General features: G+C 42.1%; 12 protein-coding genes. 9 read left to right on the top strand and 3 right to left on the bottom strand.

Annotation, left to right across the window (positions count from 1 at the left end; translation table 11 throughout):
* The 3 genes from BCT49_RS25640 to BCT49_RS02930 form a co-directional block, all read right to left on the bottom strand.
* The coding region (locus BCT49_RS25640; RefSeq protein ID WP_339375373.1) for an LPD25 domain-containing protein at window positions 1-138 on the bottom strand (138 nt) is incomplete at its 3' end.
* A 137-nt stretch (window positions 139-275) separates the two neighbouring features.
* A complete protein-coding gene (locus BCT49_RS02935; RefSeq protein WP_102434073.1) occupies window positions 276-968 on the bottom strand; it encodes a hypothetical protein in 693 nt (230 codons plus the stop codon).
* Window positions 969-1062: 94 nt separating this feature from the next.
* Window positions 1063-1503, bottom strand: a complete 441-nt coding sequence (locus BCT49_RS02930; RefSeq protein ID WP_102434072.1) for a DUF2787 family protein — start codon at window positions 1501-1503, stop codon at window positions 1063-1065.
* A gap of 287 nt (window positions 1504-1790) precedes the next feature.
* Here BCT49_RS02930 and BCT49_RS02925 point away from each other — a divergent pair, with 287 nt between their 5' ends.
* From BCT49_RS02925 to BCT49_RS02885, 9 genes are all read left to right on the top strand, one after another.
* Window positions 1791-2030, top strand: a complete 240-nt coding sequence (locus BCT49_RS02925) for an HTH-like domain-containing protein (RefSeq protein WP_102434071.1) — start codon at window positions 1791-1793, stop codon at window positions 2028-2030.
* A gap of 32 nt (window positions 2031-2062) precedes the next feature.
* Complete coding sequence (locus BCT49_RS02920) at window positions 2063-4528, top strand: type I restriction-modification system subunit M (protein WP_102434070.1); 2466 nt, start codon at window positions 2063-2065, stop codon at window positions 4526-4528.
* Entirely contained in the window at window positions 4525-5850 is a 1326-nt protein-coding gene (locus BCT49_RS02915) for a restriction endonuclease subunit S (RefSeq protein WP_102434069.1), read from the top strand. The genes BCT49_RS02920 and BCT49_RS02915 overlap by 4 nt, the downstream gene beginning before the upstream one ends.
* Window positions 5843-6970, top strand: coding sequence for a DUF262 domain-containing protein (locus tag BCT49_RS02910; RefSeq protein WP_102434068.1), 1128 nt, complete (start codon window positions 5843-5845; stop codon window positions 6968-6970). Before BCT49_RS02915 ends, BCT49_RS02910 begins: the two co-directional genes overlap by 8 nt.
* The gene (locus tag BCT49_RS02905) at window positions 6963-8072 is read left to right on the top strand and encodes an AAA family ATPase (protein WP_102434067.1); all 1110 of its coding nucleotides are present in this window, start codon (window positions 6963-6965) and stop codon (window positions 8070-8072) included. Before BCT49_RS02910 ends, BCT49_RS02905 begins: the two co-directional genes overlap by 8 nt.
* Complete coding sequence (locus tag BCT49_RS02900) at window positions 8069-9046, top strand: hypothetical protein (RefSeq protein WP_102434066.1); 978 nt, start codon at window positions 8069-8071, stop codon at window positions 9044-9046. Before BCT49_RS02905 ends, BCT49_RS02900 begins: the two co-directional genes overlap by 4 nt.
* The gene (locus BCT49_RS02895; RefSeq protein WP_241824524.1) at window positions 9043-9270 is read left to right on the top strand and encodes a hypothetical protein; all 228 of its coding nucleotides are present in this window, start codon (window positions 9043-9045) and stop codon (window positions 9268-9270) included. The genes BCT49_RS02900 and BCT49_RS02895 overlap by 4 nt, the downstream gene beginning before the upstream one ends.
* 150 nt (window positions 9271-9420) lie before the next feature.
* Window positions 9421-12570: a type I restriction endonuclease subunit R gene (locus BCT49_RS02890; protein WP_102434065.1), complete on the top strand. Its 3150-nt coding sequence runs from the start codon at window positions 9421-9423 to the stop codon at window positions 12568-12570.
* Window positions 12570-13301, top strand: coding sequence for a M48 family metallopeptidase (locus BCT49_RS02885; protein WP_102434064.1), 732 nt, complete (start codon window positions 12570-12572; stop codon window positions 13299-13301). Before BCT49_RS02890 ends, BCT49_RS02885 begins: the two co-directional genes overlap by 1 nt.
* The last annotated feature ends 445 nt before the right edge of the window (window positions 13302-13746 follow it).

Below are 13746 nucleotides of genomic sequence, written 5' to 3'. Positions count from 1 at the left end.
AAATTCACTATGCCACTTCACCTCCAGAGCTTTCTTTTCGAACTCACTAAAGTCATAGAGTGTCTCTTCAGTGAATTCCCGAGACTCAGACCAGTGGACAAGTACCGTGAGTGGTTTGATTTTTTTTGCCTCTGGCATAAATGATGAGTCTGATTTGTTTGTTGATGGCATGAGTGTTTCCTTTTTACGAATAAAATAAAAAGGACCACCTTGATAACAAGATGGCCTATAGATGGTGGGTGAACGTGTTTTTGGGGGCGTTAAGCTATTACGGATTAGATAGAATGCTTCTTTACAGCGTGATAGGGCGGCTCTGAGCCATTTATCCAGCACTTGCCTTGGTAGCCATTGATGAGCTGCTGAAAGAGCCACATCTCAAAAGCAGACTTGGGTTTTATTGAGACATCAAAGCCATCGTCATCAAATCGTTGCCGTTCTTTCCAAGTTGCATCTAAATCACTTAGTTGCGTTTTTAACTCATCTAGTTGGGTTTGTTTCGAGGTATCTAATGGTGCTTTAAGCCATACCTCTAGGGTGTGACAATACGGCATCACGCCATAGTCTTTAGCGTGATTCAGTGTGTTACGTAATGCACGTATCCAACCTTCTGCTTTGGTGTCTCGACCATTGAATTTGACATCTCCTGATTCAGCGGCTGCTGACCAGTCACAACCGTATTTCACGAGTAGTTGGTTGAATGTGTTTACACCACAGAACTGCCAGCTACGTGCTCGTTTGTTTGTCTCGGTGTCAAAGAGATTGCTAGAGCCAATGAGCATGTGGAGCATGAGTAGGTCATCTTCACGTAGCCTAAGTCTGTAACGTTCATACAGGGCTTGTTTGAGTTCGTCGGTACTTCGGGTGTCGGTATGGTTTAGGTGTTCTCTAAAGAAGGTACAGGCTTGCTGAATAACGTCTTCTTTTGGTACACGCAGTGCCAGCTGTTCATAGACAATGTCATAGGACATAAGGTATTTCTCCTTTGAAAGAGTAAGGTAGTAAAATCATGGTGATACTAGAAGCTAGGGGAGAGTGGCGGTGGTTATCAATTGCGCTTTGGTATTAGGGGCTACGCAGCTTGATTGGGTTGTAGATTCCTTTGGCTAAATTAGCGATAAATTTGGATTCCCATAGTGTGTATAGCTTGTCGGTGTTGGGGGCAGTCATATTCTTAAAACCGGAGTGTCGAGTGAAGACTGTGGCATGAGTGAAATCAAACTCAATGTCTCGCTCAAGTGTCGGGTAAGGGTATCCATTGAAGCTGAGGTCAGTGATGCAAAGGATTGTGTACTTGTTGTTAATGTCTTTCTTCAGCGCAATATCAATAGGGTGGTAGCCTCCATGTTCAGCGGAGTAGTGCTTGTTACTGAAATGGATGATGTGACGCCCCTCTGCGAGTCCTGTGTGTTTGTTTAGAACGTTGTTTAATGTATCCAGAAGAGCCTGAGAGATAGGCAAAGCTGTTTTGTTGAATGAAGTTGTGGGTAAGGGGGATCTGTGCATAAGTAGTTCCTGTTCTATCAATGGGGTTATGCATAGTGATGAAATATATTTGAAAAGATTTAGATTTTAGGTGCAGGGAGGGAAGGACGAATTGATGGAGGCTATCTAGTCACCATTATTCGCTAATCAAAGGAGTGATAATAAGTAAAAGCCTAATAATACTGCTGGTGAAGTGGGAGCGTAAGCTCTTTTTTATCATGTGATTATTGCGTTGAACATGCTTTTTAGATAATTTATATAAATTAGCTAAAAGTATGTAACCGTATGCAAATCAAAGGCACAATAACATGACCGAGCAAGCCATTTTCAACAGCATCAAGCAAGCCTTAAATGATGCCCCTCGTAATCAATACACCGCAGAAATGCACCTGCAAATGATCAAGTATGCTGATGATCTGAAAAGCATCACAGCTAAAGAGTTCTGCGAAGGCGTGGGCTTAAAAGGTAGCTTCGGTACTGAATTCTCAAAAATGCGCAACCTAACCACTCGCTTAAAAGCGGCTGGCTTAAACACAACACAATTGTAACTGCCCAACTCTCATCAAGGTTTTCAAAAACAATGGCCATTAAAAAAACAGAACTCTATTCATCCCTTTGGGCAAGCTGTGACGAACTGCGTGGTGGTATGGATGCCAGCCAATACAAAGATTACGTACTGACAATGTTGTTCATGAAGTACGTATCAGACAAATACAAAGGTGACCCTTACGGCATGATGGTGGTGCCAACAGGTGCTAGCTTCGATGATCTGATTACGCTTAAAAATGATAAAGAAATTGGCGACAAAATTAACAAAATCATTGCGGCCCTTGCCGAAGAAAACGACTTAAAAGGCGTGATAGACGTAGCTGACTTTAACGACGAAGACAAACTTGGCAAAGGCAAAGAGATGGTTGACCGTCTAACTAAGCTGGTGGGTATTTTCCAAGGCTTAGACTTGTCAGATAACCGCGCTGATGGTGATGATCTACTAGGTGATGCTTACGAATATCTAATGCGTCACTTTGCGACAGAATCGGGTAAATCTAAGGGCCAGTTCTATACGCCTTCAGAAGTATCTCAAATTCTAGCTAAAGTAGTAGGCATTACTAAGGACACCCCACAAGATGCGACAGTGTATGACCCTACTTGTGGTTCAGGCTCGCTACTATTAAAAGCCAGTGACGAAGCACCACGCGGCTTATCTATCTTTGGTCAAGAGATGGATAACGCCACCAGCGCATTGGCACGCATGAACATGATTTTGCATAACAATGCGACGGCTAAAATCTGGAAAGGTAACACCCTTGCTGATCCGCAGTGGAAAGACGCCGCAGACAAGTTGAAAACATTCGACTTCTCCGTTGCTAACCCTCCGTTTTCTAATAAAAACTGGACCAGTGGCCTAAACCCAAAAGACGATCTCTTTAAGCGTTTTGTTTGGGGTACTCCACCAGAAAAAAATGGCGATTACACTTTCTTGCTGCATATCCTTACCAGCCTAAAAAGCACTGGTAAAGGTGCGGTGATCTTGCCGCATGGGGTGTTATTCCGTGGTAATGCTGAATCTGATATTCGTGAAAACCTAATTAAGCAAGGTTACATAAAAGGCATTATTGGTTTACCTGCTAACCTGTTCTACGGTACTGGCATTCCAGCTTGTATTATTGTTATCGATAAAGAGCATGCTCAAAAAGCGGTCGCAGATCCAAAGGGGACAATGCAAGGCCGCTCAATCTTTATGATTGATGCAAGTAAGGGCTTCATTAAGGATGGCAATAAAAACCGTCTGCGTAGTCAAGACATTCACAAAATCGTAGATGTGTTTAATAAGGGGTTAGTGCTAGAGCGTTTTAGCCGCTTAGTTAGCGTTGATGAAATCGCTAAAAATGACTACAACCTTAATATCCCCCGTTATATCGACTCAAGTGAGCCAGAAGATCTACATGATTTAAGTGCTCACCTACAGGGCGGTATCCCAAATAAAGATATCGATGCCCTTGAGCATTTCTGGCAAGTGTTCCCAAATATTCGAGCCACTTTGTTCGGTGAGAAACAAGGTCAAGCAGCGCGTGAAGGTTATAGCCACGGTCTAGTGGAAGCGAGCAAGGTAAAAAGCAGTATTCTTGCTCATCAAGAATTTAAAGACTTCGCTAACCGTAGCTTGTCGCCTTTTACTGCATGGTCTAAGCAGGTACAGCTTAGCGAGATAAAGCAAGGTGACAGCCCTAAAGAGCTTATCCATGAGATTTCAGAGCAACTACTAACCGCTTACGCCAACAGTGAACTGCTGAGTAAATACGATATTTACCAAATCCTCATGGATTACTGGGCCTATACCTTGCAAGATGATGTGTATGTGCTGGTACAAGATGATTGGCAAGCGGGTAAAGTACTGCGTGAACTGGTGGTCGTTAAAGGCGAGAAACTAAAAGAAACACCAGATCTCATCATTGCTAAGAAGAAATACAAGGCTGAACTTATCCCGCCAAGCTTAATTGTGACTCGTTACTTTGCCGATAAGCAAGCAGCGATTGACGAACTACAAGCCAAGCAAGATGCTGCTACCCAAGCGCTTGAAAGTTACCTAGAGGAACAAGGAGCAGAAGACGGTTTATTGGTTGAGGCTATTAATGACAAAGACAAAATCACCAAAGCTAGCGTAGCTGCAAGAACCAAGCTCGTAACCGATAGTGAAGAGCTGGCTGCCCTTAAGCAAGCGACTAAACTGTTTAATGCCGATGCTGCCGCTAAGAAGGCGGTAAAAACTGCGCAAGAAGCCTTAGATTTAGCTGTCTTCAACCAATACCCGAGACTGAGCATTGATGAAGTGAAAGTTCTTATCGTTGAAGATAAGTGGCACGCCATCCTACAAACTAATATTGTTGCTGAGATTGAGCGTGTAACCCAGCAAATGGCCAGTCGTGTCAAACAGTTGGAAGAGCGTTACAGCGCACCACTGCCAACACTCACTCAATCTGTGGATGGTTTGAGTGACAAAGTAGCAGGCCACCTGAAAGCAATGGGTTTGGAGTGGACACTATGAGTCAAGTCACAAGCCAAGTAGTACCTGATGGATATAAGCAAACTGAAGTTGGGATTATTCCTAATGATTGGGCTTCCCTAACTCTTGATGATGTATGTTGTTTTGTAGGCGGATCGCAACCTGAAAAGAGTACTTTTAGTTACAAGCAGCAGCCCGGCTATATTAGACTTATTCAAATTCGAGACTACAAATCAGATAAAAATACTGTCTATATTCCAGAAAAGTTAGCTCGTAAAAAATGTGATGAAAATGACATCATGATAGGCAGATATGGTCCGCCTATATTTCAAATTCTAAGGGGTATTGAAGGTGCCTACAATGTAGCCTTAATCAAGGCGATACCAGCAAGCTGTATTAATAGGGAGTTTCTTTATTACATTTTAAAAGATGAGCAACTTTTCGAGTTGATGGACACGTTGTCACAACGTTCATCTGGTCAGACGGGAGTTGATTTACCTGCATTAAAAGCATACCCGATAGGCTTACCATCAGAAAAAGAACAAACCGCTATTGCCACTGCTTTATCTGACGTCGATGCATTATTCGATGAGTTAGCAAAACTCATTGCTAAAAAACAAGCGATTAAAACCGCTACCATGCAGCAACTACTGACTGGTAAGACTCGTTTACCGCAGTTTTCAATTTACGCTGATGGCGACAAGCAAGGGCAAATCAAAGGTACTAAACCAAGCGAGCTAGGTGAAATTCCAGAGGATTGGGATGTTGTTGATTTTGGTGAATTATTCGAGCCAACAATTCTCAGAAAAAAACTTAAGACTATTGATTTAACAACATTTGTTGGAATGCAAGATGTGAGTGAAAGCGCTCAACTAAAAATGCAAACTCAGATACCCTTCGGTGATGTTAAATCAGGATTTACTTATTTTGAAAAAGGGGATGTTCTTGTTGCAAAAATTACCCCTTGTTTTGAAAATGGTAAAGGTGCTCAAACGCATTCTCTAGGAACAGAAATTGGCTTTGGCAGCACGGAGTTTCACGTATTGAGATCTAGACGTTCGGCTGACTCCGACTTTATTTATTTCTGGACTACAAGGGAAAGCCTACGAAAAGAGCTTGAAGGTGAAATGGTTGGTAGTGCAGGACATCGCAGAGTTCCTTTATCTGCAATTCAAAATTACAAAATTCAATGCCCTCCCACAAAACAAGAACAAACCACTATTGCTACCATCCTGTCCGATATGGACGAGGAAATTCAGGCATTACAACAGCGCCTAACTAAAACTCGCCAAATCAAACAAGGTATGATGCAAGAACTGCTCACGGGTAAGACAAGATTAATTCAAGGAGAAGTAGATGACTGATTATCAAGAAACCGAGCTCGATGAAGAATTGATTGCTCCAGTTACGGAAGAGGAAGAGCCGGAACTACTTGATGAGGTGATGCGCCCGTTTAACCCGACAGATATTGATATCGTCGCTGAGCCAAAGTCATTGGATACCTTGATTAAGCGAATTGATCACAATGAAATCGATATGAATACTGATTTTCAGCGTCATGCAGAGTTGTGGGATAACCGCAAGATGAGCCGTTTAATCGAATCCATTTTGATTCGGTTCCCATTACCGGCTTTCTATTTTGATGCATCCGATGAAAATAATTGGCTGATTGTTGACGGCTTGCAGCGGTTATCTACTATTCGCAAATTTGTATTAGATAAAAAGCTTCGCCTCAATGGGTTGGAGTTCTTAACTGATCTCAATGGCAAAACGTTCGATAAGCTACATCGCCAATATCAGCGCCGTATTGAAGAATGCCCTGTTACTGTGTACATGATTAAACCGGGCACGCCTGAGGATGTTAAATATTCGGTGTTTCGCCGTATCAATACGGGTGGTTTAACGCTCAATAATCAGGAGATTCGTAATGCGCTCGCTAAGCCACGAGACAGAGAACTGCTCGAAAAATTAGCCAGTTCAGAATGCTCAAAAGCCATGCTAGGTGACCTTTCTAAGCGTATGAAGGATCAGGAGCTAGTATTGCGATTCTGGGCATTTTATCGCTTTGATTATTTAGACCCTAAAAACAAAAAAGAAATTGCTTCATTTTTAGATAAAGCCATGGAGGACATCAAGAAAGGCGATGATGCATGCCGCGCAGAGTTTAAAACTAAATATTCAACCGCGATTGAACGCTGTCACCAACTTTTGGGAGAAAAGGGATTTGAAAAAAACCCTAAATCAAGAAGACGGTCAAAAAATGCCACTCTTTTTGAAGTTTGGATGATTATGTTGGCGAAATTAACTGAAATCGAATTTAGCCTCTTAGCTAGTAGGCAATTTGAGTTTCAAGAAAAAGCACGAGCTTTATTAGAAGATGCTGAGTTTATTAATGCTATTAGCTACTCTACTCAGCGCAAAGAGCATGTCGAAATACGCTATGAAAAAGTCAATGCGTTGATTAGGAAGGTGTTGAATGATTGAGTTCATTAATATTCAGAATTTTAAAACTTTGTTGAATGCCAGCTTTCCACTAAGGAACCTGAATTTGTTCTCAGGCCTTAATGGCATGGGCAAATCGACTCTAGTACAGAGCTTATTGCTTCTCAGGCAGTCTTACGAACGAAATACCATTAAAACTAAGGGGCTTCTTCTGAATGGCGATTACGTCAATATCGGCACCGGGAAAGACGCTCTTTCCAGTTTTAGTGAGGAAGAAGAGATTATTTTCACCGTGAAGTGGAGCGAGAAAGAACAACCCACACGGATTGAATTCGACTATCAACACGACACGGATCTTTTGCCGCTGCGCAAATCAGGTATTGATGGAGATGCTGAGTCTTTGAGTTTATTCAACTCTAATTTTCAGTATTTATGTGCCGATAGATTAAGCCCACAAAGTCATCACCAATTGTCTGAGTTTCATATTCGTGATTTGAAATCGCTTGGCCATCATGGTGAGTTTGCAGTTCATTTTATCGCGGTCAATGGCGCTAAAGAGCTGGGAGTTGAAGCTTTACGCCATCCCAAAGCTATTTCAGGAACCTTGCTTGCCAATATTGAAGCGTGGATGTCGGATATTACGCCCGGTTTAAAAATCAAAGCAGTGGCGCAACCTCAGTTTAACTCGGCGAGCTTAAGTTACTCTTTCAACCAAGGTAAAGAAACGACCGAAGAGTTTAAACCGCAGAATGTCGGCTTTGGCTTGAGTTATGTGTTACCTGTTGTGACCAGTATTTTAAGTGCGGCAAAAGGTGATTTGCTGATTATTGAAAACCCTGAGTCACACTTGCACCCCGCTGGACAATCATTGATGGGTAAACTGTGTGCCATCGCAGCAAATAATGGTGTGCAATTAATTGTAGAATCCCATTCCGATCACTTCCTCAACGGTATGCGTGTTGCTGTTAAGCAGAAAGTGATTGCTGCTGATGATGTAAAAGTCTTTTTCTTACAGCGAGATGTTCATAATCCCATTCATGCCTCAGAAGTTATGTATCCCAATATTGATGATGAAGGTCGAATTGACTGCTGGCCTGAAGGTTTCTTTGACCAATGGGATAAGGAACTGGATCAGCTGTTATGAGCAATGGAATTGTGCTGAATCATCACTCTCTGCCGTTTGCCAGCAAAGAGGATGCAGATAAAGGATTATTGGCTTTTTTTACAATGCTTAAAGTTTGCCGAACTGCTGGGCTGAAAATTTTGTTGGTCGATGAAGATCAAGATAAGTCGCTAATGGGACTAGAACTGGTGGATGGATACTTTGTACGCAATTGGTTTGCCTCGGCAAGCAAGATTGAGGAGCTTACGGATTGGTGCCGCTTTCTTAAATCCCTTGAAACGAAACAGCCACTTTTTGAAACCGTGGATCTTGAAAGTATTAGTGATACGGTGGAAGTTGGGTTACCTAGAGAGGATTCAGGCAAGTCTGTGCTATTAGCCGCGTTTTATTTTGAAACGTTCCTTGCTAGTTTCACGGCTCTGGCCGCTTGGGCAAATGGTCACATTAAAGTCTGGATTTTCGATCTAGAAGCGACACCAGATCAAAGAGAAGAAATACTTTTAAATCTGAGTGGTTCTGCGAGTTTAGAAGCGCATGGTGATGAATTAAAACAGCGTCGTAATGCGCTGTTAAATACCGCTAAGGATATTTGGCTGAAAAGAAAGGAATTGTTTCCTCATATCACTTTGTTGTCAAATCAAATAGGTACAAGTTTGCAAGGTTGGTCTGCTAGAACGGATGTATTATTCAAGGCGCGTGATGCGCTAAATGTGCTGGAGTCGTTTGGTGAGAAATGGCTTGCTGGTGAGTATGTTGAGTACCGCCATGAGTATTTAAGAGACGTGGGCTTGGCAGCTGAAGTCAGTGGTGAATCTAACAGCGTAAATGGTGATCCCAAAAAGAAGAAAGAGCGCATGTTTTGGTTAGATGATGGGCGGCAGGTCTATTGCGAGAATCATGTAAAACTACCTGATGGATACCGTCTGCATTTTTATGCTGACTCAGCAAGTAAGCGGATATATGTGGCGTATTTAGGGCCGCATCTAACTTTATGAATTTAAGGAAACTCAATGAGCAACTTAGCTATAACTCTGTATGGCACAGCCTAGCGCGATTGGAGTTAGCTATGTTCGTTGATATGACGCCACAACAGTTAGAAACTCAAAATAGCGCTACGGTGAGTCGAGTGATTAAAGATGCAGTAAGTAGCAGATTGGTTAAGCCATATGATCCCGAAGCCGGAGCAAAAGCGATGCGCTATGTACCGCATTGGAGCTAATTTGCTTGATCGTTGTTTGATAAAATAACAATAACTTATCGGTCAATTGCTTTATTCTTGCTCAAGTGGTTGATTTATATTGTTGTAATTTACTTGATCGTTGCTTGATAGCTATTTGCTAGAAAGGGTTTGATAGAAAGGAATGAATGGATGAGTACTGTCGGCCAAAAAGAGCGTGCAACCCAAGATCGCGTGGTTCGATTTTTTCGGGACCAGTTAAAGTATGACTACCTAGGTAACTGGGAGTACCGCGAAAATAATCGCAACGTTGAAACTAATCTACTAAGCAGTTGGTTAAAAAAGCGTGAAGTACCTGAAGCATTGATTGCACGTACTTTACGTAAGTTGGATATGGCCGCAGCACTGGGTGAAGGTAAAAAGCTTTACGACGCCAATAAAGAAGTCTATCGGTTACTCCGTTATGGCGTAAAAGAGAAAGAAGGTGCTGGTGAGTTAAACCAGACCGTATGGCTAATTGACTGGGAAAACATCGAAGCGAATGACTTTGCCATAGCAGAAGAGGTGACCGTAAAAGGCGAACATAAAAAGCGGCCTGACATTGTACTGTATGTAAATGGTATTGCCTTGGGGGTTATTGAGCTTAAGCGTTCGTCTGTATCCGTGAGTGAAGGCATTCGTCAAAACCTCGACAACCAGAAAAAAGCCTTCATTCGTAACTTCTTTACCAGCATGCAGCTAGTCATGGCGGGTAACGATACCCAAGGCATTCGTTATGGCACCATCGAAACCACAGAGAAATACTATCTAGAGTGGAAAGAACCAAGTAGTGATACCGCTCTACCACAGGCTGGTATTACGGCTGATACCATCTTAGATACTCATCTAGCACAACTGTGTGACAAGAAGCGCTTCTTACAGCTAATTCATGATTTTATTGTGTTTGATGCTGGTGTTAAAAAGACTTGTCGCCATAATCAGTTTTTCGGAATTCAAGCCGCTAAAAAGCATGTGAACTCCCACTCAGCTAACAAACAAGGTGGGATTATTTGGCATACCCAAGGTTCAGGAAAAAGCTTAACCATGGTGTGGTTGGCTAAATGGATTAGAGAGAACGTGAGTGACTCAAGGGTACTCATTATTACTGACCGCACTGAGCTTGATGAACAGATTGAGACGGTATTCTTTGGCGTTGATGAAGAAATCTATCGTACTAAAAGTGGCCGTGATCTCATTGCCACCTTAGGTGAGCCGAATCTATGGCTGTTGTGTTCGTTAGTACATAAATTTGGTCGTAATGGTGAAGACGATAACGAAGAAAGTGAAGTAGCTACGGCTGAATATATTGAATCGTTATCTAGTAGTGTGATGAGTAACTTTACCGCTCAAGGTAAGTTGTTTGTGTTTGTTGATGAATGCCACAGAACCCAGTCAGGCAAGCTGCATAGTGCGATGAAAACCATTTTACCTGATGCGATGTTTATTGGTTTTACGGGGACACCACTGATGAAGAAGGACAAGAAAAAGTCTTTAGAGGTGTTTGGTCCTTATATTCATACCTATAAATTCAATGAAGCGGTAGAAGATGGTGTGGTACTCGATCTACGCTATGAAGCGCGTGATATTGATCAGTATTTAACTTCACAGAAAAAGGTCGACCAATGGTTCGAAGCGAAGACTAAAGGTATTTCTAATCTCGCGAGAATGCAGCTTAAGCAGAAGTGGGGGACTATGCAAAAGGTGCTGTCGAGTAAATCTCGCTTAGAGCAGATTGTTAGCGATATCTTGATGGATATGGAGTTAAAACCAAGACTAATGGATGGTCGAGGTAATGCAATGCTGGTGTGTGCCAGTGTGCATCAAGCTTGTGTTGTATATGACTTATTTAGCAAAACTGATTTAGCGGGTAAGTGTGCCATTGTTACCAGCTATCAGCCAGTAGCGGGCTCGATTAAAGGTGAAGAGTCGGGAGAAGGCTTAACCGAGAAACTATTTAAGTACGACACCTACCGGAAAATGTTGGCAGATTATTTTGAACAAAGTGAAGATGATGCAGCAAAACGTGTAGAAGAGTTTGAAAAATTGGTGAAGAACCGATTCATCAAAGAGCCCGGACAAATGCGTTTGCTTATAGTTGTAGATAAGCTGCTAACTGGTTTTGATGCGCCTTCAGCGACCTACCTTTACATTGACAAAAGCATGGCTGATCACAACCTGTTCCAAGCTATTTGCCGTGTAAACCGTCTTGATGGTGAAGATAAAGAATACGGCTATATTATCGATTATAAAGATTTATTCCGTTCTTTGGATAAAGCGATTAAAGACTACACCGCAGAAGCGTTTGATGGTTACGACCAAGATGATGTTGCAGGTCTGCTTAAAGATCGTCTAGTGCAGTCTCGTGAAGATTTAGACAATGCGTTAGAAATGGTTCGTGCCTTGTGTGAACCTGTAAAAGCGCCACGTGATACAAAAGATTTTATCCATTACTTTTGTGGAAAGTCGGGTGTTGAACCCACTGATATCGATGAGCGATCAGAAAAAGAAGCACTCCGTTTAACCTTGTATCAAGCAGTTGCTAAGCTTTTAAGGGCATACGCCAACTTGGCTAATGAGATGGAGCAAGCTGGTTATTCACCTACTGAGGCCAACAGTATCCGACAAGAAGTTATCTACTTTGAGAAGGTACGTGACGAGGTTAAGTTAGCCAGTGGTGACTTGCTGGAAATGAAGCGCTTTGAACCTGCTATGCGCCATCTTCTGGATATGTACATTCGTGCTGATGATAGTGAATTACTCATGGACTTTGAGGAATTAGGCCTCATTGATTTAGTGGTGAATAACAACGGTGAAGGGTTAGATTCATTACCTAAAGACCTACGCGAGAATGAAGAAGCGATGGCTGAGGCTATTGAGAACAATGTGCGTAAAACGATTGTGGATGAAAACCCAATTAACCCGAAATATTACGATCAAATGTCGTCATTGTTAGATGAGATTATTAGACAGCGCCGCGAAAAAGCGCTGAACTATCAAGAATACCTTGAGCAGATCAGAGAGCTGGCTAAAAAAGTGGTAAACCCTAGCGGTAATCGTAGCGCAAGTTATCCTGATTCTGTTGATACAGCAGCTAAGCAATCACTGTATGACAACTTGGGTAATGATGAAGTGCTGACAGCCAAAATTGATACGGCTGTACGTTACACAAAAAAAGCTGATTGGTTAGGTGACCGCTTTAAAGAGCGTGAAATAGCTAACGCTATTCGCGAAGAAACCAAAGGCTATGACGTTGATATTGTGGAAGTGATGGAGCGAGTTAAAGCGCAGAAGGAATATCATTAATGTCGGTAACAGGCAGTGAAGATATTCTTATTGGCGGTATAGAGGTTCAAGTCAATCGTAAGGCGATTAAAAACTTACACCTAAGTGTATTGCCTCCCCAAGGGCGTGTACGTTTGTCAGTACCACATGGTACTGGTGATCAAGCAATCCGTTTGGCCATTATTAATAAATTAGCTTGGATAAAGCAGCAGCAGGCAGACTTTGCTGCTCAGCCTCGCCAATCAAGTCGAGAAATGGTGAGCGGTGAAAGTCATTACCTTTGGGGTAAACGCTATCGACTTAGCATTGTTGATACCTTGGGTAAGCATACCGTGACAGAAAAAGGCGTAACTAAATTAGAGTTAGCAGTTACAAAAAACACCAGTGTTGATAATCGTCTAAAGTTGCTTAATGTTTTTTATCGCAAGCGAATGCAAGAATCTATCGCTAAGTTGCTCCCTCATTGGCAAACGAAGCTAGGTGTTGAATCAAATGATATCGGCATTAAGAAGATGAAGACCAAGTGGGGAAGCTGCAACATACAAGCAAAAAGGTTGTGGCTTAACCTAGAGCTAGCTAAAAAGCCACCAGAGTGTATGGAGTACATATTGGTGCATGAGCTAGTCCACTTGATTGAACGCCACCATAACGAGCGCTTCAGAGCCATTATGGATAAAAATATGCCCGACTGGCGTGAGCGCAGAAACTTACTTAATAGCTTGCCTTTGGCTTATGAGGATTGGAGCTATTAGTAGCAGAGTTCAGGTCAGAGTTCGTTGTTCGGTCTTAGTGCTAGTACTAGGAGTTACTATGATCACTTATCAGACAGGTAATATTTTGTATGTTCAGCTGTCATCAATACAGCAAATACGGTAGGCGTGATGGGGAAAGGTTTAGCTCTGTAATTTAAAAAAGCACTTCCTGATAACTTTAAAGTTTATAAGAGCGCATGTGATGATAAATCTCTCGTAATAGGGCAAGTATTATTCGTACCTCTAAACTCAATCAATACACCATTTGATGTGATTAATTTTCCAATCAAAGCTCATTGGAAAGGTAAATTGAAGTTTGGAATTATATAAATCAAGAAGGCTGCCCAAAGGCAGCCTCTTCTATATGCCCACTTAACTTTGTTTTTTTTCGGGCTTTAATCTGTAAGCAGAGGGCTCTTTATTAGTTCAGGATCTTGAGCATTCA

The sequence above is a fragment of the Vibrio lentus genome (assembly GCF_002875945.1).
In the GTDB taxonomy this organism is placed as follows: Bacteria; Pseudomonadota; Gammaproteobacteria; order Enterobacterales; family Vibrionaceae; genus Vibrio; species Vibrio apostichopi.
Note: the sequence above shows the minus strand (reverse complement) of the source record. Positions and strands in the feature narration are given on the sequence as shown.

What these genes read in the sequence shown, in the direction of transcription:
- BCT49_RS02935 (WP_102434073.1), bottom strand. Translation starts at nt 968, where the DNA reads ATGTCCTATGACATTGTCTATGAACAGCTGGCACTGCGTGTACCAAAA.
- BCT49_RS02930 (WP_102434072.1), bottom strand. Translation starts at nt 1,503, where the DNA reads ATGCACAGATCCCCCTTACCCACAACTTCATTCAACAAAACAGCTTTG.
- BCT49_RS02925 (WP_102434071.1), top strand. Translation starts at nt 1,791, where the DNA reads ATGACCGAGCAAGCCATTTTCAACAGCATCAAGCAAGCCTTAAATGAT.
- BCT49_RS02920 (WP_102434070.1), top strand. Translation starts at nt 2,063, where the DNA reads ATGGCCATTAAAAAAACAGAACTCTATTCATCCCTTTGGGCAAGCTGT.
- BCT49_RS02915 (WP_102434069.1), top strand. Translation starts at nt 4,525, where the DNA reads ATGAGTCAAGTCACAAGCCAAGTAGTACCTGATGGATATAAGCAAACT.
- BCT49_RS02910 (WP_102434068.1), top strand. Translation starts at nt 5,843, where the DNA reads ATGACTGATTATCAAGAAACCGAGCTCGATGAAGAATTGATTGCTCCA.
- BCT49_RS02905 (WP_102434067.1), top strand. Translation starts at nt 6,963, where the DNA reads ATGATTGAGTTCATTAATATTCAGAATTTTAAAACTTTGTTGAATGCC.
- BCT49_RS02900 (WP_102434066.1), top strand. Translation starts at nt 8,069, where the DNA reads ATGAGCAATGGAATTGTGCTGAATCATCACTCTCTGCCGTTTGCCAGC.
- BCT49_RS02895 (WP_241824524.1), top strand. Translation starts at nt 9,043, where the DNA reads ATGAATTTAAGGAAACTCAATGAGCAACTTAGCTATAACTCTGTATGG.
- BCT49_RS02890 (WP_102434065.1), top strand. Translation starts at nt 9,421, where the DNA reads ATGAGTACTGTCGGCCAAAAAGAGCGTGCAACCCAAGATCGCGTGGTT.
- BCT49_RS02885 (WP_102434064.1), top strand. Translation starts at nt 12,570, where the DNA reads ATGTCGGTAACAGGCAGTGAAGATATTCTTATTGGCGGTATAGAGGTT.